This is a genomic window from Nocardia rosealba (assembly GCF_020216065.1).
GTDB classification, from domain to species: Bacteria; Actinomycetota; Actinomycetes; order Mycobacteriales; family Mycobacteriaceae; genus Nocardia; species Nocardia rosealba.
Window position 1 is genome coordinate 73,029 of record NZ_JAIWNA010000001.1, and the last position, 22,547, is coordinate 95,575.

The following is a 22,547-nucleotide window of genomic DNA, read 5'->3' on the forward strand; positions in this document are numbered from 1 at the left end:
ATGGCGACAAGAGTGATCGGCGCGGCGGGCCTGGCCCGCGACCTCGGCCGGTGGCGCGACCCCGAGACCGACGGCGACGAGCGTCGCCCCCACCGGCCCGCCTACCTGGCGCTGGCCGAGGCCATCCGGCTGCTGATCCACGACGGTCGCGCCCCGCTCGGCGTCGCGCTGCCGAGCGAGCGCGATCTGGCGGCCACCCTCGGCGTCAGCCGCACCACCATCACCTCCACCTACTCGCTGCTACGCGAGCACGGCTACCTCATCAGCCGCCAGGGTTCGCGCAGCACGGTCGCGTTGCCGCCGAGCATCCAGCACGACGGTGCCCGCCCGGCGCGCGGCATCATGGCGCTGATGGCGCAGCCGGAGCTGCCGACCATCGACATGACCTACGCCGCCATGTCCGCACCGCCGGAACTGCACGACGCGTATTCGGTGGCACTGCAAGGCATTCCGGCCTACCTCGGCACTCACGGCATGGACCCGGTCGGTGTGCTCGCGCTGCGCGAGGCGTTGGCCCGCCGCTACACCGCGCGCGGCCTGCCCACCGAACCCGACCAGATCCTGGTGACTCTCGGTGCGCAACACGGGCTTCGGCTGCTGCTCAATGTGCTCACCTCACCGGCCGCCCGTGTCCTGATCGACCATCCGTCCTATCCGAACGCGATCGAGGCGATCCGCGATGTCGGCGCGCGCCCCATCCCGGTGCCGCTGCGTCCCGAATTCCCGAGCGCGGGTTGGGATCTGGAAGGACTGCGCAGTACCGCCCGGCAGACGGCGGCCACCCTGGCCTACCTCGTGCCGGACTTCAACAATCCCACCGGCCTGCTGCTCGACGCCGACGGGCGCGCCGAACTGGCCGCCATCGCCCGCGACACCAGAATGACCATCGTCGTCGACGAGTCGATGCGCGACCTCAACCTCTCCGACGACGATATGCCGCCACCCGTCGCGGCTTTCGCGAAGGGCTCGGAGATCATCACCATCGGTTCGGCGTCCAAGTCGTTCTGGGGTGGCCTGCGCGTGGGCTGGGTGCGCACCAATCAGGCGCTGATCACCAAGCTGCTCGGCATCCGCGCCACCGTCGACCTCGGCACCCCGGTCATGGACCAGCTGGCCACCGTCCACCTGTTGGAGAACGCCGAACCCATCCTCGACCGGCGCCGCGCCCAGCTGCGCGCCCAGCGCGCCACCCTGCTCGCGGCCGTGGCCGAGGAACTGCCCGACTGGCACATAGCGCCCGGCGCGGGTGGCATGTCGGTATGGGCGCAGCTGCCGAGTCCGGTGTCGACCGCACTGGCCGCCACCGCACCCAACCACGGTGTATTGCTCGCCGCCGGACCACGTTTCGGCGTGCAGGGCGCGTTCGAACGGTTCATCCGACTGCCGTTCACACACCCCGAAGCCGACCTGCGGCTGGCCGTGAAGTCGATCGCCGCCGCCTACACCGCGCTCACGCCGCGCGCCGCCGACCCACTCCAGCCGCTCACCTGCTACTGAGCCCAGACATCCTCGATCGGCGTCGCCGCGCTCGGCGGCGGCGTCGGGGTGCCGCCCTGGGTGCGCGAGAACCGCGGCGCGGGCGCGTGCTGCACCACGTCCTCGATCTCGATCAGTCCCTCGCGGGCGCGGATGTGCTCGTTCCGGGTAGCCTCGGTGAAGGTGAGCACAGGGGTGGTGCAGGCATCGGTGCCATCGAAGATGGCGGTCCACTCGTCGCGGGTCTTGCTCTTGAACTTCTCGGCGAACAGCTTGCGCAGCTGCTCCTGGCCGTCCGGGTCGAGCTGCTGGGGCAGGCCCTCCGGGTCGATGCCGAGACCGGCGAGCAGTTGCTCGTAGAACTGCGGTTCGATCGCGCCGACCGCCATGTACTTGCCGTCGGCGGTTTCGTAGGTGTCGTAGAACGCCATCCCGGTGTCGAGCAGGTTCTCACCGCGCTCGTCGGACCACAGGCCGACGCCGCGCATGCCCCACACGAAGTGCGAAAGGGCAAGTGCGCCATCGACCATCGCCGCATCGATCACCTGTCCCTTGCCCGAGGTCGCACGCTCGACGAGCGCGGCGAGCACACCGGTCACCAGGAACATCGAGCCGCCACCGAAGTCGCCGACCATGTTCAGCGGCGGCACCGGCCGCTCACCCTTGCGCCCGATGGCGTTGAGCACGCCGGTGAGCGAGATGTAGTTGATGTCGTGGCCCGCGCGATCGGCCATCGGACCGTACTGTCCCCACCCGGTCATCCGGCCGTAGATCAGGCGCGGGTTGCGCGCGAGCGCGTCGTCGGGGCCCAGGCCCATCCGTTCGGTGACGCCGGGCCGGAAGCCCTCGAGCAGCACGTCGGCCTTCTCGACCAGGTCGAGCACCTTGGCCACATCGGCGGGGTTCTTCAGATCAGCTTCGACGATGGTGCGTCCGCGCCACTGCGGGCGCTCGATGAACCCGGGCAGCTGCCGGGGCCGCTGCACCCGCACCACGTCGGCGCCGAGATCGGCCAGTAGCAGGGCGGCGTGCGGGCCCGGGCCGATCCCGGCCAGCTCGATGACCTTGATGCCCGCGAGGGGGCCCTGACCGGTGGTGCTCACGTGGTGACCTCATTCGTCGTCGAACGGTATTGACAATCCGACAATAGCGTCGCGGTGGCGGCACCGGTAGACCATGCGGGAGAATTCGCACCAGCGCGACTCGGCGCGATATGGGAGGAACCCGGTAGTGAGCGTATGGGGTGAGGTCCTCGTCGGCCTCGTCATTCTGGTCGGCATCATCGGCGTGATCGTGCCCATCCTGCCCGGGGTGATCCTGATCTTCGCGGCCGTCGCGGTGTGGGCGTTCCTCACCGGCGGTGCGGGCGCCTGGACGGTGTTCGCCATCGCCTCGGTGGCGTTGATCCTGTCGGGCGTCGTGAAATACACCTGGCCGGGGCGTCGCATGCGCGAAGCTGGCGTGTCGAACCGAGCATTGCTCGTCGGCGCCGTCTTCGGCATCGTTGGGTTCTTCGTGATCCCCGTGGTCGGGTTGTTCATCGGGTTCGTGCTCGGCGTGTACGTCGCGGAACTGCAACGGTTGAAGACGCATGAAACCGCCTGGCCCGCAACGATGCACGCGCTCAAGGGGGTCGGCTTGTCGATGCTCGTGGAACTGTTCGGCGCGCTGGTCGCGTCCGGAGTGTGGCTCGCCGGGGCGCTGTTCGTCTGAGGCTCAGGGTCTTTCGATGATCGGGAGCGGGCAGGTCTTGTCGTCGCCCGCACCGGGCAGCGCTGATCGGGGGATCGGCAGGGTCGGGTTGTCGTGGGGCGCAACCTGCTCGGGCTCTGGCCTGTGTACGGGGGGCAGGCGGTAGCACTCGCGGGCGTTGTCCTCGAGCACGGCGTGCATGTCGGCGCCGACCACCTGGCAGATCAGGTCGATATCGGCGTCCTCGAACGGTCGGCCCGCCCGGGTGCCGGGCAGATCGGAGCCGAACATCAACGCGCGGGGGTTCACGGTGTGGATGCGCCGCAGCGTTTCGGCCACGTCCATGTCGACCCGGCCGAAGCCGGTGGCCTTCACCCTCGCGCCGCGATCGACCAGATCCAGCAGGTAGGGCAGGCCCTCGGCGGACATGCCGAGGTGGTCGATGGACAGGGCGGGCAGTTTGGAGATCACCGGCTGCAACGATGCGAGCATCTGGCCGTCGATGTAGAGCTCCACGTGCCATCCGGCGAGTTCGTGGGCGCGCAAGGCCTGCAATGTCATCTGGGTGATGTCGGCGGCGGCGCGTTTGAGGTTGAACCGGATCGCCCGCACGCCCGCCCGGTCGAGCTCGAGGATCTCCTCGTCACCGGCATCCAGATCCAGTCGGGTGACGCCGACCCACTCCGGACCCAGCTCGCCCAGGGCGGCCTTCAGGTATGTCTGATCGGTGCCTTGGAACGATGCGCTGACAACGGCACCACCGCGAACATCGAAGTGCGCCATCCGCTTTCGATAATCGGCGATCGTGTAGGGCTCCGGCAGGTAGCCCTCGTTCTCGATCAGCGGAAACCGCGGATCGATGATGTGAACATGCGCGTCGAACACTTGTACAGGATGCCCTACTTTTGGAGCGTCGGCGCTTCGGGGTATTGCGCCCAGGCGGTATTGGGCTGTGTTTTTGGAGCGCTGGCGCGCTCGAGCGCGGCCCCTGAGGGGCCGCTACGCCGCTTCGCGGCGGACCCTCCTCGAGGTCGGGTCGTGCGGGGCTGGGAGTGCGGTCATGGCGGACTCGAGTGGTGCCGCGTCGCTGGGGGTGCGGTAGGTGGCGGACTCGAGTAGCGCCGCGTCGCTGGGGGTGCGGTAGGTGGCGGACTTAAGTGGTGCCTGTGGCCGGGAGTGCGTAGGCGGGCGGGCTCGTGGGTGAGCCCGCCCGGTGTGGATTTACGCCTTGTGGGGCTCGCTGGCGCGGAGCATGTCTTCGCGTTCCACGACCTTGACGCGCTCGCGGCCTTCGGGCTCGCCGAGGGCGCGTTCGTGGGCGTCGAGGCGGTACCAGCCGGCCCAGGTGGTGAACGGGATGCCCTTGCCCTCGAGGAACTCGGTGACGGCGTCGAGTTCCGGCTTGGGGGCCGGGGTGAAGTTCTTCGCGTCGTCGAGCAGGCAGGCGATGGTCTCGTTGGCGTCGCCCTTGGTGTGGCCGATGAGGCCGACGGGGCCGCGCTTGATCCAGCCGGTGACGTAGGTGGCGGGCATGAAGCGGGCGTTGCCTTCGGCGCTCTCGTCGGCGATCACGCGACCGGCCTCGTTGGGCACGGTGCCTGCCTGATCGTCGAACGGCAGCTGGTTGATGTTCTGCGACAGGTAGCCGACGGCGCGGTACACGGCCTGCACTTCCCACTGCTTGAACTCGCCGGTGCCCTTGACGTTGCCGGTGCCGTCGAGCTGGGTGCGCTCGGTCTTGAGGCCGACGACCCGGCCGTTCTCGTCGCCGACGATCTCGGCGGGCGACTCGAAGAAGTGCAGGAACAGCTTGTGCGGGCGATCGCCCTGGTCGCGGATGGCCCACTGCTCGAGGGTGTTGGCGACCATGTCGACCTGCTTGGAGTTGCGGCGCGCGGCCTCGGAACCCTCGTCGTAGTCGATGTCCTCGGGGTCGACGATCACCTCGATGGTCGGCGAGTGGTCGAGTTCACGCAGCTCGAGGGGGGTGAACTTGGCCTGCGCGGGACCGCGACGCCCGAAGACGTGCACCTCCACGGCCTTGTTCTCCTTGAGTCCCTTGTAGACGTTCGGCGGGATCTCGGTGGGCAGCAGTTCGTCGCCGGTCTTGGCGAGCACGCGCGCCACGTCGAGGGCCACGTTGCCGACACCGAGCACGGCGACCTTCTCGGCATCGAGCGGCCACGAACGCGGCACGTCGGGGTGCCCGTCGTACCAGGAGACGAAGTCGGCGGCGCCGTAGGAACCGTCGAGGTCGATGCCGGGGATCGGCAGCGCGCGGTCGGCGTTGGCGCCGGTGGAGAAGATCACCGCGTCGTAGAACTGACGCAGGTCGTCGAGGGTGATGTCGGTGCCGTAGTCGATGTTGCCGAGCAGGCGCACCTGATCCTTGTCGAGCACCTTGTGCAGGGCGGTGATGATGCCCTTGATGCGCGGGTGGTCGGGCGCGACGCCGTAGCGGATGAGACCGAAGGGCGCGGGCATGCGCTCGTAGAGGTCGATGCTGACCTCGGCATCGGACTTCATCAAGGCGTCGGCGGCGTAGATACCGGCCGGTCCCGCACCCACGATCGCGATGCGAAGCGGGCGAGTCGCTGTCTGTTCGGTCATTGTCTACGCGCACCCTTTGGTCGAGAAACGATGTGACGGCGTCAACTTAGCTTAGGCTAAGTCGCGATCCGGCTGTTGGCAGCTGCCGTCCTCATCGGCGGCAGGCCGTAATCAACGCGATTCTAGCTGCGGTCTTGCGGCTACCCGGCGCGCGGTGTAGCTGTCCGCCCCGGGTCTGTCAGGATTACAACATGAACGAGGAGCAAACTGGCTCGGACGATCAGCCCATCGAGGTCGATCAGACCGATAAGCGGTCCATCGTCCCGTTCGTCGCGGCCGCGGTGATCGCGGTCGTCGTTCTCATCAGCATCGTCGTCGGCGGGCTCCTCGCGCCCGCTGAGAAAAATGTCACAGAGGCCGATCGGCTCGCGGCCGCCGTCACCAATTATATCGACGCGCGCTCGCGCACCGATCAGCGTCCGCCGCCCGGGGTGGCCTGCCCCGGTTTCGACGAGGCGAAATCGGGCCTCACCGAACGGCTCGGCGGCCCGGAATCAGCGGCGACGATCGACAAGAAGGGCTTTGCCAACGCCACCGTGAACGGCAACCGGGCCAAGATCGACGCCACGGTTTCGGTGGGCGGGCAGTCGACGTCGAGCACGTGGAATCTCACCCGGGTCGACGGCGCCTGGCTGGTGTGCACCCCCTGAGGGGTTTGACACGGTGACCAGTGCCGGGGCAATCTCAGATCGCAAGGTCATGAGTACCAGCGCCAAGCCCCGGCTCGCTGGTCGGCAACCCTCCTCCGCGGTGGGGTGCTCCGGGTGACGACCTGGCCGTGTGCTGGACTCCCCGCCACGGCAAGAGCGGATTCACGCAGGAGGATCGACATGAGTTACGCCGGCGACATCACCCCTGAGAAGGCGTGGGAGATTCTGACCGAGCATCCCGACGCGGTGCTGGTCGACGTGCGCACCGAAGGCGAGTGGGCCCACATCGGCATCCCCGACACCAGCTCCATCGAGCGCCCCGCGCACTTCATCGAATGGGTCGACGGCACCGGCGCGCGCAACCCGCGCTTCGGTGAGCAGCTCGAACAGGTCCTCGCCGACCGCCCGGCCGATGCCCCTGTGGTGTTCCTCTGTCGCTCGGGTCAGCGCTCGGCGCACGCGGCGACGGTGGCGACCGCGGCGGGGATCACCCCGTCCTACAACGTGCTCGACGGTTTCGAGGGCGGCCTCGACGCGTTCGGGCAGCGCGGCAGCACCGGCTGGCGCGCCGTCGGCCTGCCGTGGCGCCAGGCATAAGGAGACTCGCATGATCACCGGTGGTTCCTTCGACAAGCCGCTGCCGGAAGGGGTCGGCCCCGCCACCCTCGGCGTGCGCGGTGGCCTGCGCCGTTCCGGATTCGACGAGACGTCCGAGGCGCTGTATCTGACTTCCGGCTTCGTCTACGAGAACGCCGAGGCCGCCGAGGCCGCGTTCACCGGCGATGTCGAGCACTTCGTCTACTCCCGCTTCGGCAACCCGACGGTGGCCATGTTCGAGGAGCGCATCCGCCTGCTCGACGGCGCCGAGGCCGCGTTCGCGACCGCCTCGGGCATGTCGGCGGTCTTCACCGCGCTGGGCGCGCTGCTGAAGGCGGGCGACCGGCTCGTCGCCGCGCGCAGCCTGTTCGGCTCCTGCTTCGTGGTGTGCAACGAGATCCTGCCGCGCTGGGGCATCGAGACCGTCTTCGTCGACGGCGACGACCTCGACCAGTGGGAGCAGGCCCTCTCGGTACCCACCCAGGCCGTGTTCTTCGAAACCCCGGCCAACCCGATGCAGACCCTGGTCGACGTGCGCAAGGTCACCGAACTGGCCCACGCCGCAGGCGCGAAAGTGGTGCTGGACAACGTCTTCGCCACCCCGCTGCTGCAGCGCGGGTTCGAACTCGGCGCCGATGTGGTCGTCTACTCCGGCACCAAGCACATCGATGGCCAGGGCCGCGTACTCGGCGGCGCCATCCTCGGCGCCAAGGACTACATCGATGGTCCGGTGAAAACCCTTATGCGCCATACCGGTCCGGCTCTGAGCCCCTTCAACGCCTGGACCTTGCTCAAGGGCTTGGAGACGATGCCGCTGCGCGTGCGTCAATCCACCGAATCGGCGCTGAAGGTCGCCGAATTCCTGGAGACGAACAAGTCGGTCGAATGGGTGAAATACCCGTTCCTGCAGTCACATCCGCAACACGCCTTGGCGCAGGAGCAGATGTCGGGCGGCGGCACCGTCGTCACCTTCGCCCTGCACGGCGACGACGGCAAGAAGCGCGCCTTCGAGGTGCTCAACCGTCTGCGCATCATCGACATCTCCAACAACCTCGGCGATGCCAAGACGATGATCACCCACCCGGCCACCACCACCCACCGGGCCATGGGTCCGGAGGGCCGCGCCTCGATCGGCCTGTCCGATGGTGTGGTCCGCATCTCGGTCGGCCTGGAAGACATCGAAGACCTCCTGGGCGACCTCGACCACGCCCTCAGCTGATCCGCCGAACGGCCCGCCGGACTCCCGGCGGGCCGTTTTCGGTTTCAGGCCTTGTCGACCTCGCCGTTGGACAGGGCCTTCTGCAGCGAGTTGAAGACCGTCAACCCCTGGCCGACCATGCCGTTGACCAGTTCGCTCACGCCGTCGGGTCCGTTGAGGACGGTGAGGTTGGCGTTGGCGAGGCCGTTGGAGGCCTGGCGGACGATCTCGGGCAGTTGCTCGATGAGCAGCTGGTCGAGGGCGATGCGGTTGTTGGAGGCGGCGGCCTCGGCCTGGATGCGGGTGCGGTCGGCCTCGGCCTCGGCGAGGATACGGACCCGTTCCGCCTCGGCGAGTGCGGGTTTCACGACTTCGGCCTGCAGTTCCTGCTCGCGCAGTTCGGCATTCTTGCGTGCCTGTTCCGCCTGCGCGGTGAGGACCTCCTGCCGGGCGACCGCGTCGGCGAGCGGACCCGCCTGCGCCGCTTCGGCATTGGCCTTGTCGATGTCGCGCTGGTACTGCGCCTTGAGCAGCGAGGTCTCGCGCTCGTATTCTGCCCGGCGGCGCAGCGATTCCTGTTCGGCCTCGGCGGCGCGCTGGGCGGCCTGGGCCTGGGCGATCTGGGCGTCGCGCTGCACGGCCGCGTTGTGCGGGGCGGCGAGGGCTTCGATGTAGCCGAGGTTGCCGTCGTCGATCGACTGGATCTGGAACGAGTCGACCCACAGGCCGATATTGCTCATCTCCACCTTGGACGCGATCAGCACCTCGTCGGCCAGCTTCTGGCGTTCGCGGATGATCTCCTCGACGGTCATCGAGCCGACGATCGAGCGCAGGTGACCGGAGAAGATGCGGCCGGTGAGCACCGACATCTCCTTCTCCTGTTCGGACAGGAAGCGTTGTGCCGCATTGACGATCGACTGGGTGTCGTTGGCGACCTTGAACGCGATCACCGCGCGCACGTCGAGCTGGATGGCCTGCTTGGTGACGCAGCGCTCGCGGATCTCGGATTCGAACATGGCCAGCGACAGGTAGCTGACCTTGCGGAACAGCGGGATCACCCAGGTGCCGCGACCGATGATCACCTTGAACGGCGCGTTGTCCTTGACCTTGGCGCCGCTGACCAGCATGGCCTCGTCGGGATCAGGAACGTGATAGCCCAGCATCTGAGCCTCCCTTGCTTTCAGTTGTCTTGCGGCAGTTGCGGTGTGAGAGGTATCCAGGGCACGACGTCGACGAGCCTGCCCGGATTGACCGCGACGATGAGCACGGTCGCGCCCGCCTCGATCGGTTCGTCGGCGCGCGCGAGATACAGCTCGGTGCCGCCACGAATGGCGACGAGTACTTCGCCGAGGGCGCCCGCGGCGCGGATCGGTGAGGTGATGGTGCCGGTCAGTCCCTGCACCGGGTCGGTCATCGTGGCCAACTCCCTTGTCTCGCACCGGTTGTGCGTCAGCCTACGGAGTGGCGCCTGGCAGCGGGTTGCAAAATTCTTATTGACAGCATCCTGTCAATAATGACAGGATGCTGTCATGACCAAGAAGACAGTTCACGTGGCCGTGTACGACACTCTTTCGGACTGGGAAGTCGGCGCGGCGACGGTCAATATCGCCGACGACTCCTGGCATCGCGAGCCGGGGCGATTCGAGGTGGCGACGGTCGGGCTCACGACCGCGCCCGTCACCACCGCCGGACGCATGCGGGTGACCCCCGACCTGGCCCTGGCCGACATCGACCCCGCCGACAGCGCGATGCTGATCCTGCCCGGCGCCGACCTGTGGGACGCGGGCGACGACCTGGCTCCCTTCGCCCGCAAGGCGCGGGAATTCCTCGCGGCGGGCGTACCGGTCGCGGCGATCTGCGGCGCCACCCTCGGGCTCGCCAAGGAGGGCTTGCTCGACGACCGCCGGCACACCAGCAACGCCGCCGAATACCTTGTCTCCAGCGGCTATTCCGGCGCCGAGCGCTATGTCGACGAATCGGCGGTGACCGACGGTGACCTCATCACCGCAGATGCGATGTCCCCGTTCGAGTTCGCGCGCGAGATCTTCGTCCGCCTCGATCTCTTCGAGCCGCAGGTACTCGACGCCTGGTACCAGCTGTTCGGGCAGAAAGACCCCACCGGCTACTTCGCAATCGCCGAAAACGCAGGCGGACAAGCAGATTGAACGAACAACAGCAGCTACTCGACGCGGCCGCGCTCACCGTCTACCGGCTCAACGGTCAATTCCTCGCCCTCGGTGACGAATTGGCCGCGCCTGCCGGAATCTCGGTGGCCTGGTGGCAGGTGATGGCGGCGGTGGAACATCAACCACTGCCGGTCGCCGGGATCGCCCGCGCCATCGGCATCACCCGGCAGAGCGTGCAGCGGGTGGCCGACATCCTGGTCGGCAAAGGGCTGTGCGAATACCGGCCGAACCCGGCGCACAAACGGGCCAAACTGGTCGCGATCACCGCGGCGGGCGAGGCGGCCATCCGTCGCATCGACCCACAGCACGAGGTGCTGGCCCGCCGCCTGGCCGACGCACTCGGCCCGGCCGAGTTCGCCGCGACCGTCGAGACCCTCACCAAGTTGTCGGCGGCGCTCGACACCATCGGTGCGGGTGACGTCAGCGCAGGCTGACCGTCACAGCTCCACGAACGGCGTCCGGGTGCGATTGAGCAGGTCGGCGACCGAGTCGACGACCAGCGTCGGCCGGAAGGGGTACTTCTCGACCGAGGACTTGGTCGAGATGCCCGAGGTGACCAGGACCGTCCGCATGCCCGCCTCGAGACCCGCTATCACATCGGTGTCCATCCGGTCGCCGATCATCACCGTCGACTGGGAGTGCGCGCCGATACGGCGCAGCGCCGAACGCATCATCAGCGGGTTCGGTTTGCCGACGTAGTAGGGGTCCTTGCCGGTGGCCCGGGTGATCAGGGCGGCGACCGAACCCGTGGCGGGCAGGACGCCGTCGCGGGAGGGACCGGTGGCGTCGGGGTTGGTGGCGATGAACTTCGCACCGCGGTCGACCAGGCGGATCGCGGTGGTGATGGCCTCGAAGGAGTAGGTGCGGGTCTCGCCGAGCACCACATAGTCGGGGTCGCTGTCGGTGAGGACGTACCCGATCTCGTGCAACGCGGTGGTCAGCCCCGATTCGCCGACCACGTACGCGGTCCCGTTTGGGCGCTGGTCGTCGAGGAAGGTCGCCGTCGCCAGCGCCGAGGTCCAGATCGACTCCTCCGGGATGTCGAGGCCGGTGTGGCGCAGCCGGGCCTGTAGATCGCGTGGGGTCCGGATCGAATTGTTGGTCAGCACGAGGAACGGGATCTCGTTCTCGCGCAGCTCGGCGAGGAACTCGTCGGCACCGGGGATCAGCTGATCCTCGTGCACCAGCACGCCGTCCATATCGGTCAGATACGACAAGATCTGGTCATCCTTGGCGGTCACCAGCTAATCATCCGCTAAAACCCGGCGCAGTGGGAGACGAAACGGCGACGGTGCGGATCGCGGGCCGCGCGCTAGGGTCGAGGAGGCAGCGGTCAGCGGAGGAACAGGAGTGGCTGGAATGGTCGATCTCAAGCTCGGGTACAAGGCGTCGGCGGAGCAGTTCGGACCACGAGAGCTGGTCGAGTTGGCGGTGGCCGCCGAGCAGCACGGCCTCGACAGCGCCACCGTGAGCGACCATTTCCAGCCGTGGCGGCACAACGGTGGCCATGCACCGTTCTCGCTGGCCTGGCTCGCGGCCGCGGGCGAGCGCACCGAGCGCATCATGCTCGGCACCTCGGTGCTCACCCCGACCTTCCGCTACAACCCGGCGGTGATCGCGCAGGCTTTCGCCACTTTCGGCTGCCTGTACCCGGGCCGGGTGATGCTCGGGGTCGGCACCGGCGAGGCGCTCAACGAGATCGCCACCGGGTACAAGGGCGAATGGCCCGACTTCAAGGAGCGTTTCGCCAGACTGCGTGAGGCTGTGCGGCTGATGCGCGAACTGTGGCTCGGCGACCGGGTCGATTTCGACGGCGAGTACTACCACACCGTCGGCGCCTCGATCTACGACGTGCCCAAGGACGGCATTCCCGTCTACATCGCGGCCGGTGGCCCGGTGGTCGCCAGGTACGCGGGTCGCGCGGGTGACGGTTTCATCTGCACCTCCGGCAAGGGCATGGACCTCTACACCGAGAAGCTGCTGCCCGCCGTAGCCGAGGGCGCGGCCAAGGCCGAGCGCGACCTGTCCGCGATCGACAAGATGATCGAGATCAAGATCTCCTACGACACCGATCCCGAACTCGCCCTGGAGAACACGCGTTTCTGGGCGCCGCTGTCGCTGACTCCCCAGCAGAAGCACGACATCACCGACCCGATCGAAATGGAAGCCGCCGCCGACGCGCTGCCCATCGAACAGGTCGCCAAGCGCTGGATCGTCGCCAGCGACCCCGACGAGGCCGTCGCCCAGATCAAGCCCTACCTCGACGCGGGCCTCAACCACCTGGTCTTCCACGCCCCCGGCCACGACCAGCTCCGCTTCCTCGACCTCTTCGAACGCGACCTGGCTCCCCGCCTGCGCGCCCTGGGCTGAGCTCCCGCTGGACAGTTGATCACCACGCTCTGCTGGCGTTCGGCATCTCGGTCGATGCCGCCACCAGAGGGTGGTGATCGTGCGTCCGGGTCAGGCGCGGCGGAGGGCGAAGATGCGCAGGTCGCGGGTGGTGCGGTCGCGGTAGGCGGCGTAGGCGCCGGTGATCTCGACGAAGCGGGCGAAGATCGCCTCTTTGTCCGCGTCGGGGACGAGGGTGGCGGTCACCTGGATGCGTTCGCCCGCGATGGCGACGGTGGCTTCGGGGTTCGCGAGGAGGTTGACGGTCCAGGCGGGGTGCTTGGCCTGGCCGAAGTTGGAGCCCACCACGTAGAGGGTGTCGCCGTCGTGGACGTAGAGCAGCGGCTGGGTGCGTGGTTGTCCGGATTTGCGGCCGATGGTGGTCAGCAGGATCACGGGGGCGCCGATCGGGCCGAGCACGGTGTACTTGGCGTCGGTGCGTTCGAGCACGGCCCGGTCGAGCGGGGTCAGGGTGCGGATCAGCAGGGAACCGGGCTTGGTCGCGGCGAAACGGTTGGCGGCGCGCGACAGCAGGTTCGTGCGTGAACCCCAGAGTCGATCCGGGAACTGCGGTGTCATGGCCGGACTATAACCGCGAGGATCGCGCCACACCGAACCCCCGGATCGCCGTCGATTAACTAAGCTCGCGGGCATGGTCGAACCAGCGCCGTCCACCGTGTACATCGCCTCGCCCGAGGGCGACACCGGAAAGTCAACGGTCGCCCTCGGTGTCCTGCAGATGTTGTGCGCCACGACAGCGCGGGTCGGCGTGTTCCGGCCGATCACCCGCTCGGCCACCGCACCCGACTACATCCTCGAGTTGCTGCTCGAGCACAGCACCGCCGACATCAGTTACGAGCAGGCCGTCGGCGTGAGCTACGAGGACGTGCACCGTGATCCCGACGCCGCCATCAGCGAGATCGTGATGCGGTTCCACGATGTGGCCAAGGCCTGCGACGCGGTGGTGATCGTCGGCAGCGACTACACCGATGTGGCCAGCCCGAGCGAGCTGCGCTACAACGCCCGCATCGCCGTGAACCTCGGCGCCCCGGTGCTGCTCGTGGTGCGCGGTGCCGAACGCACACCCGCCGAGGTGAAGCAGCTCGTCGAACTCTGTGAGAGCGAACTCGCCGGCGAGCACGCGCAACTGGTCGCGGTGATCGCCAACCGCTGCGCTCCCGACGGGATGGACGAGATCTGCGCCGCCCTGGCCGATTTCGACGTGCCGTCCTGGGGCCTGCCGGAGGTACCGCTGCTGATGGCGCCCACCATGGGCGAACTGTGCGAGGCCATCGACGGCGAAATCTACAGCGGCGACCCGGAGTTACTGCAGCGCGAGGCGCTGCGCATCATGGTCGGCGGCATGACGGCCGAGCACATCCTCGAACGGCTCTCCGACGGCGTGGTGGTGATCGCCCCCGGCGACCGCTCCGACGTGCTGCTCGGTGTGATGAATGCCCATGAGGCGGCGGGCTTTCCGTCGCTGGCCGGGGTCATCATGAACGGCGGCATCCGCCCGCATCCGGCCATCGCACGGCTGATGGAGGGTCTGCAGCCCAAGCTGCCGATCCTCACCACCGAACTCGGCACCTACGACACCGCCAGCGCGGTACACCGCACCCGTGGCCGCATGTGGGCGGGCAGCCCGCTCAAGGTCGACACCGCGCTCGCGCTGATGGAACAGCGCGTCGACGCGTCGGCCCTGCTCGAACGCATCCAGGTGCCGTCCTCGACGGTGGTCACTCCGCAGATGTTCGAGTACCGCCTGATCGAGCGTGCCCGCTCCGACCGCAAACGCATCGTGCTGCCCGAAGGCGACGACGACCGCATCCTGCGCGCCGCGGGGCGGGTGCTGCAGCGCAAGATCGCCGACCTGACGATCCTCGGCGACGAGGCCGCCGTGCGTTCCCGCGCCGCCGAACTCGGCGTCGACATCGCCGCAGCGCAGGTACTCGACCCGCGCACCTCCGGCTACCTCGACGAATTCGCCGCCGAGTACACCGAATTGCGCAAGCACAAGGGCATGACGCTGGAGCGGGCCCGCGAAACCATGGCCGACATCTCGTATTTCGGCACCATGATGGTCTACAAGGGCATCGCCGACGGGATGGTCTCCGGCGCCGCGCACACCACGGCGCACACCATTCGGCCCTCGTTCGAGATCATCAAGACCACCCCGGGCGTCTCCACGGTGTCGAGCGTGTTCCTGATGTGTCTGGCCGACCGGGTGCTCGCCTACGGCGACTGCGCCGTCGTGCCCGACCCCACCTCCGAGCAGCTGGCCGACATCGCGGTGTCCTCGGCGGCGACGGCGGCCCGGTTCGGGATCGAGCCACGGGTGGCGATGCTGTCGTACTCGACGGGTGCGTCGGGGACCGGTGCCGACGTCGACAAGGTCCGTGCCGCAACCGAATTCGTGCGTGAGCGCGCCCCGGAGCTGCCGGTCGAGGGGCCCATCCAGTACGACGCGGCGATCGAGCCCGCCGTCGCGAGCGCGAAGATGCCCGACTCCGATGTCGCGGGCAAGGCAACGGTTTTCGTCTTCCCCGACCTCAATACCGGCAACAACACCTACAAGGCGGTGCAGCGCAGCGCCGGTGCCGTCGCCATCGGGCCGGTGTTGCAGGGTCTGCGCAAGCCGGTCAACGATCTGTCACGCGGCGCCCTGGTGGCCGACATCGTCAATACCGTGGCGATCACCGCCATCCAAGCGCAGGGAGACGCGAAGTGAGTGACCTGGTCCTGGTGCTGAACTCCGGGTCGTCGTCGATCAAATACCAGCTGCTGCACGCGGATTCGGGTGAGGTGGTCGCCTCCGGGCTGGCCGAGAAGATCGGTGAGGCGCACAGTGGGCGCATCGTGCACGAGTGCGGTGGGCGAAAACTGGTGCACGACGGGCGGATCGCCGATCATCGTGACGGGCTGCGGCAGGCCTTCGAGATGTTCCGGGAGACGGGAATCGACCTGACCACCGTCGGCGTCGGGGCGGTCGGGCACCGGGTGGTGCACGGCGGCGAGGTGTTCTGGGAGCCGACGATCGTCACCGACGACGTGCTCACCACCATCCGGGACCTGTCCGAGCTCGCGCCGCTGCACAATCCGGCCAATGCCGTCGGTATCGAGTCGACGCGGGAGTTGCTGCCCGGCATCCCGCAGGTCGCCGTGTTCGACACCGCTTTCTTCCACGGGCTGCCCGATGCCGCCAAGACCTACGCTGTCGACGCGAAAGTCGCTGCCGCGCACGGTATTCGCAAGTACGGGTTCCACGGCACCTCGCATCAGTACGTGTCGGAGAAGGCCGCCGAGTTCCTCGGACGTGACTACACCGAGTTGAACCAGATCGTCTTCCACCTGGGCAACGGTGCGTCCGCGTCGGCCATCCGGGGCGGCGTCGCAGTGGACACGACCATGGGTATGACCCCGCTCGAGGGCCTGGTGATGGGTACGCGGCCCGGCGACCTCGATCCCGGCATCGTGCCGCATCTGGTGCGCGTGGCCGATTTGGATCTCGCGCAGGTGGAGCACCTGCTCAACCGCGATTCCGGGCTCAAGGGGTTGTCGGGGGTCAACGATTTCCGGGAGCTGGGCGAGCTGGTCGACAAGGGAGACGCCGCAGCGAAACTGGCCTACGACGTCTACATCCACCGCCTGCGCCGCTACCTGGGCGCGTACCTGGTGGAGCTCGGCTCGGTGGATGTCGTCGTCTTCACCGCGGGTGTCGGCGAGAACGCCGCGAACGTGCGCGCGGACGCCCTCGCTGGGCTGTCGGGCCTGGGTATCGAGGTCGATCCGGGCCGCAACGAAACCCGGACGCCAGGAGTCCGCCGCATCTCGCCGGAATTCTCCCCGGTCGAGGTTCTGGTGGTCCCCACCAACGAGGAACTCGCCATCGCCCGGGCCGCCCACCAGCTGACAAGCTGAGGAACTAGCACCCACAGGGCTCGGTTTCTCGGCCGCCTTGATCTGGACCGACCGGGGGCGCACCGACGGAGCGTCGAGACGCTATGTGCCGATGTCTCAGAACCAGGTTTTGGCGCGTAGCGAGTTGGCCAGGTCGATCAGCGCGTAGCGGTGGGTGCGGTCAGCGGCGTTGCGGGCCAGGGCGCGCAGGCCGGTTTCGGTGCCATCGCGCAGGTCGCGTTCGTCGAAGGGGCGACCGAAGAGCTTGGCGTCCTTGCGTTTCGGTGAATTGCCTGCCTGCAGCCAGGCCAGGGCGGTGCCCTGCACCAGGGTGCGCATGAGGGTGGCGCGGTGTTCACCGGGCGGCACGGACTGGGCGCGGGAGGCGGCCAGGCGCAGCACCTGCTCGTCCAGGTCGGCGACGGGAGCGCTGGTGAGCAGCAACAGGATCGCCGTTGTCTGGGCGGTGGTGAAGTGGCGCGACGCGGCCGGAACGTCGTCGAGGGCGTGCACGGCTTCACCGACCCGGCCCGCCACGGCCAACTGCCTGGCCAGGCCGAAGGCGGCGCTCACCACGGCGCGGTCGGTGCGCCATACGGTGTCGTAATAGCGTTCCGCGAAGGCTCGCCACTGCTCGGGTTCGGGGGAATCCCAGTGCTGCAGAATGAGTTCCGCCGTCGCGGCCAGTGCCAGCTTGGGGGCGATCTCGCCGGGGAGCACGCGAAGGACCGCCTCGAACGAATCGAACGCCGCCTCGTAGTCGAGTTCCAGCAGATGCGCCTGACCGGCGAACCAGTCCGCACGCCAATCGGAATCGTTCGGCACCCGCTCGAGCAAATGCAGCACGGCGGCCGATTCGCCGAGCTCGAGTCGTGCGCGGGCCTCGGCGAAGAGGAGTTCACCGGCGAGGGTTTCCGGTGCGTTGTCGGGATCGGCCTCGGCCCGTTCGCGGGCGTCGTGCAGGGCTTCCAGGACGCGCTCGGGTTCGGGATTGGCGGTGGCGGCCAGCAGGGGAGCGGCCGGGTCGGCGGGGTCGATCAGCGGAATCGGCAGCGCCGCGACCACTTCGCCCGAGTCCATCAGCGGGGAGCGGCCCACGCCGTCGAGATAGGCATCGGTCTGGCTGATGAGCTCCTCGGTGCCGAAACTGGTGCGCTGTGGACTGAACACTGTGGACAGCTGGGGATGTTCGGTGTCGGTGTCCTGGGCGAGGATCTCGCGCAATACCCCGGCCAGCTGCGCCGACATCGCCCGCGCCGAAGGGAAGCGCCGGTCCGGATCGCGATCGGTCGCGGTGAGCAGGAAACGGTGGAAGAACTCGTAGCGGGCGAGCACGGGTTCGGCCGCGGGCTCGGGTAGCCCGTCGAGATAGCGGCCGTGCTCGCTCGGCAGGTGCAGGGTGAGGGCGGCGAGCGTGCGGCCGACAGTATACACGTCGGAGGCGGGTGTGGGTCCGGTCCTGGCGATCTCGGGCGCTTGGAAACCCTTGGTGCCGTAAAGGTTTCCGTAGGCGTCGATGGTAGCCACGGCGCCGAGGTCGATCAGTTTCACCTGGTCCTCGGTGACCATCACATTGTCGGGCTTGAGATCGTTGTAGGTGAGCCCGATCGAATGCAGGTGTTCGAGCGCGGGCAGGACCTCGAGCACGTAGGCGATGGCCTCGGCCACCGGCATCCGTTCACCGTGCGGGCGGGCATCGAGGATGTCGCGCAACGACTTTCCGCCCACGTACTCCATGACGATGTAGCCGATACTCGACCCGTCACCGGCAGTGTGTTCGACGAAGTTGTGGATCTTGACGATGCTCGGATGCGCCACCTCGGCCAGGAACTGCCGTTCGGCCACCGCCACGGCCTGCGCTTCGGCGTCACCCGCGTGCAGCAAGCCCTTGAGCACCACCCACCGGTCGCTGACATTGCGGTCGATCGCCAGGTAGATCCAGCCGAGCCCGCCGTGCGCGAGACAACCCTGGATCTCGTACTGCCCGGCCACCATGTCGCCTTCGTGCAAGGACGGCCGGAAATCATAAGCGGCACCACAGGTCTGGCATTCGCCACTGCTCGACGCGGCCCGTGCAGGCGTGGACCGCCCCACCGGATCCCCGCACCGCCAGCAGAACCGCCGCCCCTCCGACACCACCGGATCGGTGAGCACCGCATCCCGTGGATCAGCGGGCGTCACGGTCGGAATCGGCACCAGCCCGGCCCCCAACCGCCGCGTCGGCCGCGACCGCGCCGTCCGCACACTCCGCCCCGACCGCACCGTCGCCCCGGACTCCGTTTCCGCAGGCACAGCAGCACGCTCCGCCGCCTGAGTGGCAGCCGCAGCCCCCGTTTCCGCAGGCGCGGCAGTACGCTCCGCCGCCTGCGTAGCCGCCGCAGCCCCCGACTGGGCAACCGCGGTAGTACGTTCGGCCGCTTGCGTAGCTGCCGCAGCCCCGGACTCGGCAGGCGGTGTAGTACGTTCGGCCGCCTGGGTGGCCGCCGCAGCCCCGGACTCGGCAGGCGGTGTAGTACGTTCGGCCGCCTGGGTGGCAGCCGCAGCCCCGGACTCGGCAGGCAGGACAGTACGTTCGGCCGCCCGGGTTGCCGCCGCAGGCCCTGACCCGGCAGTCGGTGCAGTGCGTTCGGCCGCCCGCGTTGCCGCCGCAGTCCCTGGCCCGGCAGCCGCAGCCCCGGGCTCGGCAGCGCGTTCCGCAGCCTCTCCAGCCGCCGCAGACTCCGTGGGAATCGGAGTGCGTGCCGCCGCCTGGGTGGCCGCATAGGCTCCCAGCTCGGCGGCGCTGAACTGGTCCGTTCGCTGTGCGGCCTGCGTATCCGAAAGGTCGTCCATGGGCGGCCTTGTCGACGCCTGAGGCGCGGGAGGTTCGTCGACTGTCGGGTGCTCGGCGGGGCTGTTCGATGCGGGCTCGCGGCGTGTAGTTGCCTGCGTGGCCGGCCATTCCGGCTCCGCAGGCCCAGGGGTGGCCTGAGTTTCGGACGGCTTCCGCTCGACAGGCCGATGACTCAACTCGGTCGCTGCCGATTCCGGGGTCGGCCGGTGGGGTGGCGTTGCTTCGGAACCCGCACGCTTTGAAGCAGGCTGTGCGACAACAGCTCCCGGCGTCTCGCGAAGCGGGTCGGCTGCCATGTTCGGACTCGCCTGGGGTGCGGCTGCGTGCGGACGTGGGGTCGTGCCGGTGGGGCTCGGACGGGGTTGTCCGAGGGGGAGTTTCGGGAGGGGTTTGGTTTCGTCGTCCTCAGCGGAGGGTGGCAGAGTCCAGCCGCCGGGGAGCGTGCCGGGTTTCGGGCGTTGGGTGAGGCTGGTGGGTTCGGGGCGTGGGGCGAATTCGGGCGCCGCGTCGTCGGCGTGTGACTGATCGTCCGGGTCGCCTTGGCCCGGTGCGCCTTTCGGTGGCGTTGTACTCATCGCGATCAGTCCTGGTACTTCGGGGCGGGTGGCGTCGCTTCGCCGAGCGTGGACAGCCAGCGGCGGTGGATGCGGGTCCAGGTGCCGTCGGTGCGGATGCGGTCGAGGGTGGCGTTGACGAAGCGGACCAGGTCGTCGTCGCCCTTGGGGATACCGATGCCGTAGGGCTCGGCGCTGATGCTGGCACCGAGCACCTCGGTGTAGGGGTCCTGGGCGGCGAGACCGGCGAGGATGGCGTCGTCGGTACTCACCGCGTCGACCTGGCGTTGCTGCAGGACGACGAGGCAGTCCGCCCAGGTCGGGACCGTGAGGATGGTCGCGGCGGGCTGATCGCGGCGGATGTGGTCCAGCGAGGTGGTTCCGCGCACCACGCACACCCGCTTGCCCGCCAGATCCGCGAGACCACCGATCCCGGAGTTCTTCATCGCGAGCACCCGCTGATCGGCGCGCAGGTACACCGTCGAGAACGCCACCCGCTCCCGCCGTTCGCAGGTGATCGTCATCGTCTTGGCCACCAGGTCGACGGTGTGCTCCTGCAGCGCCTTCTCCCGCTCTTCCGAAGCGAGACTGCGGTATTCGATCAGATCCGGATTGCCGAGCAGGTCGCGGGCGATCTCGCGGGCGATATCGGCGTCGAAGCCGACGATGCGCCCGGTCACCGGGTCGCGGAAGCTGAACAGATTGCTGCCCGCGTCCAGCCCGACGACCAGCCTGCCGCGCGCGCGGATGGCCGCGATCGTCGGCCCGTCGGCGGTGCTCGGACGCAGGCTCGCGGTCGGATCGCCGCACTGCTCGCCGGTGCGCGGCGGCAGCGGGGTGTCGGTGCCGATGGGAATCGCCTTGGCGGGCAGGGGCGGTTCGGAATACACAGTGTGTTCGTCGGGTGCCGGTGTGCTGTTGTCGGAACAGCCGCCGAGCAGCGCGACCAGCAGCAGCGCCGCGACGGCGCGCCCCCGCCTCACCGGTACTCCCGCAGCCGAGGCCAGAGCCCGAGCGCCACACAGACGGCGGCGGCGATGCCGAGCACCAGGGCGCCGGGAGCCAGGAACGACAGCACATCGATGGCCTGGGACACCTTGTCCCGCAACCGATCCCGCGTGGCCGTTCGGGCGTCGTCGAGAGCGCGTTCCAGCGCGTCGACCTGGGCGGCCGAATCGGCGGCGCTCGGGCCGGTCGCCACGGCGGCGGCGCCGACGAAATCACCACGCTGGAGGGTGTCGTTCATCCGCTGATGCGCCGACTGCCAGCGGGTCAGCGCGGCGCGCGCGTCGGTCACCTCGTCGGCGGCCGGTGCGCCGGACGGGTAACCGTCGAGGAGTTCGGCGAGCCGGGCGGCATTGGCGTCGAAGGTGCGGTCGTAGTCGCCGGTGGCGTCGCGGCGCACCAGCTTCACCATTTCGGCGGCCCTGGCCTGCTGCACCAGGATCCGGCTCTCGGCCAGCCGGGCGGCGGGCACCGCGCCCTCGTCGCGGCAGCGGATCATCGCCACCGCCGACACCGACCCGCCCGCGACTGTCCACAGCAGAGTGAGCGCCACCATCGCGGTACCGATCAACAGGCCCATATTGAAAACCCGCCGTGACCGGCGCGCCAGCTCCACCTGCACGTAGACGAGCGCGGCGAGCGTGAGCACGAGCAGCCCGATCGCGACCCACGGCGGCTGCACGTGCCGGTGCTGGGCGGCGGTCACCGCGTCGAAGCGGTGGTCTTCGAGCTCCTCGGCCATCGGCAGCAGCATGGTCTGCATCTGGTGCGAGGCCTCGCTCAGATACGCCGCGCCCACCGGGAAGCCGTTGCGATTGTTGGCCCGCGCGGTCTCGATCAGCCCGGTATACACGGGCAGGCCGGTCGCGATGCCCGTGCGCAGGCGCCGGTCGGTGCCAGCGGGGTCGGCCGCCTCCTCGGCGGAGATGTGACCGGCCTGGGTGACCAGCTCGGCGGCCGCTTCACCGATGGCCTGGGTATAGCGGTCGCGCACCTCCTCGGGTTCGACACCGCCCGCGATGAAGGCGCGGCCCGCGGCGGCGTCGGCGATCGAGAGCGAGGTGTAGAGGTGGTTGGCCGAATGCGCGTCGGGTTCGGTGTCGTCGAGCAGGACGCCCAAAGCTTGCTTGCGCTCGCTCACGGTCGTCGAAGTCACCATGCCCGCGGCTACGCAGAGCAGCATCAGCACCAGTCCGGCGGCGAGCAATCGGCCCGGCGTCGACCGCGCGAACCCTCGCAAGCGGGCGGGCTGGAACTGCGCGCGCAGGGCTTTCACATCGGGTGCGGGCGGTCGATCGGCGACGAGGACCGGTCTGCGCAAGGGCATCCGCCGAGTCGCGGTTTGCGGGCCGGCACCCGCTTCCACCTGCGGTGACGGGCCGGTACGGACAGCCGCGACCTCGGTCGCCGCCTCGCGGTTTCCCGGTTCGACCATCGTTCACCTCCCCGTCCTGTCCG

General features: G+C 68.6%; 20 protein-coding genes and 1 riboswitch. Of the genes, 10 read left to right on the plus strand and 10 right to left on the minus strand.

Going from position 1 to position 22,547, the window contains the following annotated elements; all coding sequences use genetic code 11:
• Complete coding sequence (gene yczR / locus LDL21_RS00265) at positions 1–1,497, plus strand: MocR-like transcription factor YczR (RefSeq protein WP_067642068.1); 1,497 nt, start codon at positions 1–3, stop codon at positions 1,495–1,497.
• On the opposite strand, the gene LDL21_RS00270 is transcribed toward yczR, so the two are convergent.
• Positions 1,491–2,579, minus strand: coding sequence for a CaiB/BaiF CoA transferase family protein (locus LDL21_RS00270; RefSeq protein WP_225278319.1), 1,089 nt, complete (start codon positions 2,577–2,579; stop codon positions 1,491–1,493). The two genes, yczR and LDL21_RS00270, sit on opposite strands and share 7 nt — an antisense overlap.
• Before the next feature lie 127 nt (positions 2,580–2,706).
• Between LDL21_RS00270 and LDL21_RS00275 the strand changes: the two genes are divergently transcribed.
• Positions 2,707–3,189, plus strand: a complete 483-nt coding sequence (locus LDL21_RS00275; RefSeq protein ID WP_067642066.1) for a DUF456 domain-containing protein — start codon at positions 2,707–2,709, stop codon at positions 3,187–3,189.
• 3 nt (positions 3,190–3,192) lie between these two features.
• Here LDL21_RS00275 and LDL21_RS00280 read toward each other — a convergent pair whose 3' ends face one another.
• Complete coding sequence (locus LDL21_RS00280) at positions 3,193–4,053, minus strand: amidohydrolase family protein (RefSeq protein ID WP_225278320.1); 861 nt, start codon at positions 4,051–4,053, stop codon at positions 3,193–3,195.
• 336 nt (positions 4,054–4,389) lie between these two features.
• Positions 4,390–5,778, minus strand: a complete 1,389-nt coding sequence (locus tag LDL21_RS00285; protein ID WP_225278321.1) for an FAD-dependent oxidoreductase — start codon at positions 5,776–5,778, stop codon at positions 4,390–4,392.
• Between the two features lie 191 nt (positions 5,779–5,969).
• On the opposite strand from LDL21_RS00285, the gene LDL21_RS00290 reads away from it, so the two are divergent.
• The 3 genes from LDL21_RS00290 to LDL21_RS00300 all read left to right on the plus strand — a co-directional run bounded on the left by LDL21_RS00290 (position 5,970) and on the right by LDL21_RS00300 (position 8,244).
• Positions 5,970–6,428 carry an Rv0361 family membrane protein gene (locus LDL21_RS00290; protein ID WP_181701201.1) on the plus strand — a complete coding sequence of 153 codons (459 nt, stop codon included), beginning with the start codon at positions 5,970–5,972 and terminating at the stop codon, positions 6,426–6,428.
• 45 nt (positions 6,429–6,473) lie between these two features.
• Positions 6,474–6,591, plus strand: a riboswitch (SAM riboswitch).
• Between the two features lie 17 nt (positions 6,592–6,608).
• Complete coding sequence (locus LDL21_RS00295; RefSeq protein ID WP_067642064.1) at positions 6,609–7,025, plus strand: rhodanese-like domain-containing protein; 417 nt, start codon at positions 6,609–6,611, stop codon at positions 7,023–7,025.
• A gap of 10 nt (positions 7,026–7,035) precedes the next feature.
• Complete coding sequence (locus LDL21_RS00300; RefSeq protein WP_067484412.1) at positions 7,036–8,244, plus strand: O-succinylhomoserine sulfhydrylase; 1,209 nt, start codon at positions 7,036–7,038, stop codon at positions 8,242–8,244.
• Positions 8,245–8,288: 44 nt separating this feature from the next.
• On the opposite strand, the gene LDL21_RS00305 is transcribed toward LDL21_RS00300, so the two are convergent.
• Together LDL21_RS00305 and LDL21_RS00310 are read right to left on the minus strand one after the other, a co-directional pair.
• The gene (locus tag LDL21_RS00305) at positions 8,289–9,386 is read right to left on the minus strand and encodes an SPFH domain-containing protein (protein WP_225278322.1); all 1,098 of its coding nucleotides are present in this window, start codon (positions 9,384–9,386) and stop codon (positions 8,289–8,291) included.
• A 17-nt stretch (positions 9,387–9,403) separates the two neighbouring features.
• Positions 9,404–9,637 (minus strand): NfeD C-terminal domain-containing protein, encoded by a 234-nt coding sequence (locus tag LDL21_RS00310; protein ID WP_067642061.1) that lies wholly within the window; start codon positions 9,635–9,637, stop codon positions 9,404–9,406.
• Between the two features lie 115 nt (positions 9,638–9,752).
• On the opposite strand from LDL21_RS00310, the gene LDL21_RS00315 reads away from it, so the two are divergent.
• Together LDL21_RS00315 and LDL21_RS00320 are read left to right on the plus strand one after the other, a co-directional pair.
• On the plus strand, positions 9,753–10,388 hold the full coding sequence (locus tag LDL21_RS00315) for a DJ-1/PfpI family protein (protein WP_225278323.1): 636 nt from the start codon (positions 9,753–9,755) through the stop codon (positions 10,386–10,388).
• A complete protein-coding gene (locus LDL21_RS00320; protein ID WP_225278324.1) occupies positions 10,385–10,843 on the plus strand; it encodes a MarR family winged helix-turn-helix transcriptional regulator in 459 nt (152 codons plus the stop codon). Before LDL21_RS00315 ends, LDL21_RS00320 begins: the two co-directional genes overlap by 4 nt.
• Positions 10,844–10,846: 3 nt before the next feature.
• Here the strand turns inward: LDL21_RS00320 and LDL21_RS00325 are convergent, their stop codons facing one another.
• Positions 10,847–11,608 (minus strand): HAD-IIA family hydrolase, encoded by a 762-nt coding sequence (locus LDL21_RS00325; protein ID WP_220139769.1) that lies wholly within the window; start codon positions 11,606–11,608, stop codon positions 10,847–10,849.
• 160 nt (positions 11,609–11,768) lie between these two features.
• On the opposite strand from LDL21_RS00325, the gene fgd reads away from it, so the two are divergent.
• Positions 11,769–12,779, plus strand: a complete 1,011-nt coding sequence (gene fgd, locus LDL21_RS00330; RefSeq protein ID WP_225278325.1) for a glucose-6-phosphate dehydrogenase (coenzyme-F420) — start codon at positions 11,769–11,771, stop codon at positions 12,777–12,779.
• 90 nt (positions 12,780–12,869) lie between these two features.
• On the opposite strand, the gene LDL21_RS00335 is transcribed toward fgd, so the two are convergent.
• Positions 12,870–13,376, minus strand: a complete 507-nt coding sequence (locus LDL21_RS00335; protein ID WP_225278326.1) for a nitroreductase family deazaflavin-dependent oxidoreductase — start codon at positions 13,374–13,376, stop codon at positions 12,870–12,872.
• A 73-nt stretch (positions 13,377–13,449) separates the two neighbouring features.
• On the opposite strand from LDL21_RS00335, the gene pta reads away from it, so the two are divergent.
• Entirely contained in the window at positions 13,450–15,528 is a 2,079-nt protein-coding gene (pta, locus tag LDL21_RS00340) for a phosphate acetyltransferase (protein ID WP_181701218.1), read from the plus strand.
• Complete coding sequence (locus LDL21_RS00345) at positions 15,525–16,718, plus strand: acetate kinase (protein WP_225278327.1); 1,194 nt, start codon at positions 15,525–15,527, stop codon at positions 16,716–16,718. The genes pta and LDL21_RS00345 overlap by 4 nt, the downstream gene beginning before the upstream one ends.
• A gap of 96 nt (positions 16,719–16,814) precedes the next feature.
• Here LDL21_RS00345 and LDL21_RS00350 read toward each other — a convergent pair whose 3' ends face one another.
• The 3 genes from LDL21_RS00350 to LDL21_RS00360 form a co-directional block, all read right to left on the minus strand.
• Complete coding sequence (locus tag LDL21_RS00350; protein WP_372462144.1) at positions 16,815–19,259, minus strand: serine/threonine-protein kinase; 2,445 nt, start codon at positions 19,257–19,259, stop codon at positions 16,815–16,817.
• 851 nt (positions 19,260–20,110) lie between these two features.
• Entirely contained in the window at positions 20,111–21,067 is a 957-nt protein-coding gene (locus LDL21_RS00355; protein WP_225278329.1) for a glutamate ABC transporter substrate-binding protein, read from the minus strand.
• Complete coding sequence (locus LDL21_RS00360; RefSeq protein WP_225278330.1) at positions 21,064–22,524, minus strand: GlnX family signal transduction membrane protein; 1,461 nt, start codon at positions 22,522–22,524, stop codon at positions 21,064–21,066. The genes LDL21_RS00355 and LDL21_RS00360 overlap by 4 nt, the downstream gene beginning before the upstream one ends.
• Positions 22,525–22,547 lie beyond the last annotated feature (23 nt).

Bases quoted from the DNA above. Each gene is read 5' to 3' on its own strand.
- LDL21_RS00335 (WP_225278326.1), bottom strand. From the start codon at position 13,376: ATGACACCGCAGTTCCCGGATCGACTCTGGGGTTCACGCACGAACCTG.
- LDL21_RS00310 (WP_067642061.1), bottom strand. From the start codon at position 9,637: ATGACCGACCCGGTGCAGGGACTGACCGGCACCATCACCTCACCGATC.
- yczR (WP_067642068.1), top strand. From the start codon at position 1: ATGGCGACAAGAGTGATCGGCGCGGCGGGCCTGGCCCGCGACCTCGGC.
- pta (WP_181701218.1), top strand. From the start codon at position 13,450: ATGGTCGAACCAGCGCCGTCCACCGTGTACATCGCCTCGCCCGAGGGC.
- LDL21_RS00285 (WP_225278321.1), bottom strand. From the start codon at position 5,778: ATGACCGAACAGACAGCGACTCGCCCGCTTCGCATCGCGATCGTGGGT.
- LDL21_RS00300 (WP_067484412.1), top strand. From the start codon at position 7,036: ATGATCACCGGTGGTTCCTTCGACAAGCCGCTGCCGGAAGGGGTCGGC.
- LDL21_RS00305 (WP_225278322.1), bottom strand. From the start codon at position 9,386: ATGCTGGGCTATCACGTTCCTGATCCCGACGAGGCCATGCTGGTCAGC.
- LDL21_RS00325 (WP_220139769.1), bottom strand. From the start codon at position 11,608: ATGGACGGCGTGCTGGTGCACGAGGATCAGCTGATCCCCGGTGCCGAC.
- fgd (WP_225278325.1), top strand. From the start codon at position 11,769: ATGGTCGATCTCAAGCTCGGGTACAAGGCGTCGGCGGAGCAGTTCGGA.
- LDL21_RS00290 (WP_181701201.1), top strand. From the start codon at position 5,970: ATGAACGAGGAGCAAACTGGCTCGGACGATCAGCCCATCGAGGTCGAT.
- LDL21_RS00295 (WP_067642064.1), top strand. From the start codon at position 6,609: ATGAGTTACGCCGGCGACATCACCCCTGAGAAGGCGTGGGAGATTCTG.
- LDL21_RS00360 (WP_225278330.1), bottom strand. From the start codon at position 22,524: ATGGTCGAACCGGGAAACCGCGAGGCGGCGACCGAGGTCGCGGCTGTC.
- LDL21_RS00315 (WP_225278323.1), top strand. From the start codon at position 9,753: ATGACCAAGAAGACAGTTCACGTGGCCGTGTACGACACTCTTTCGGAC.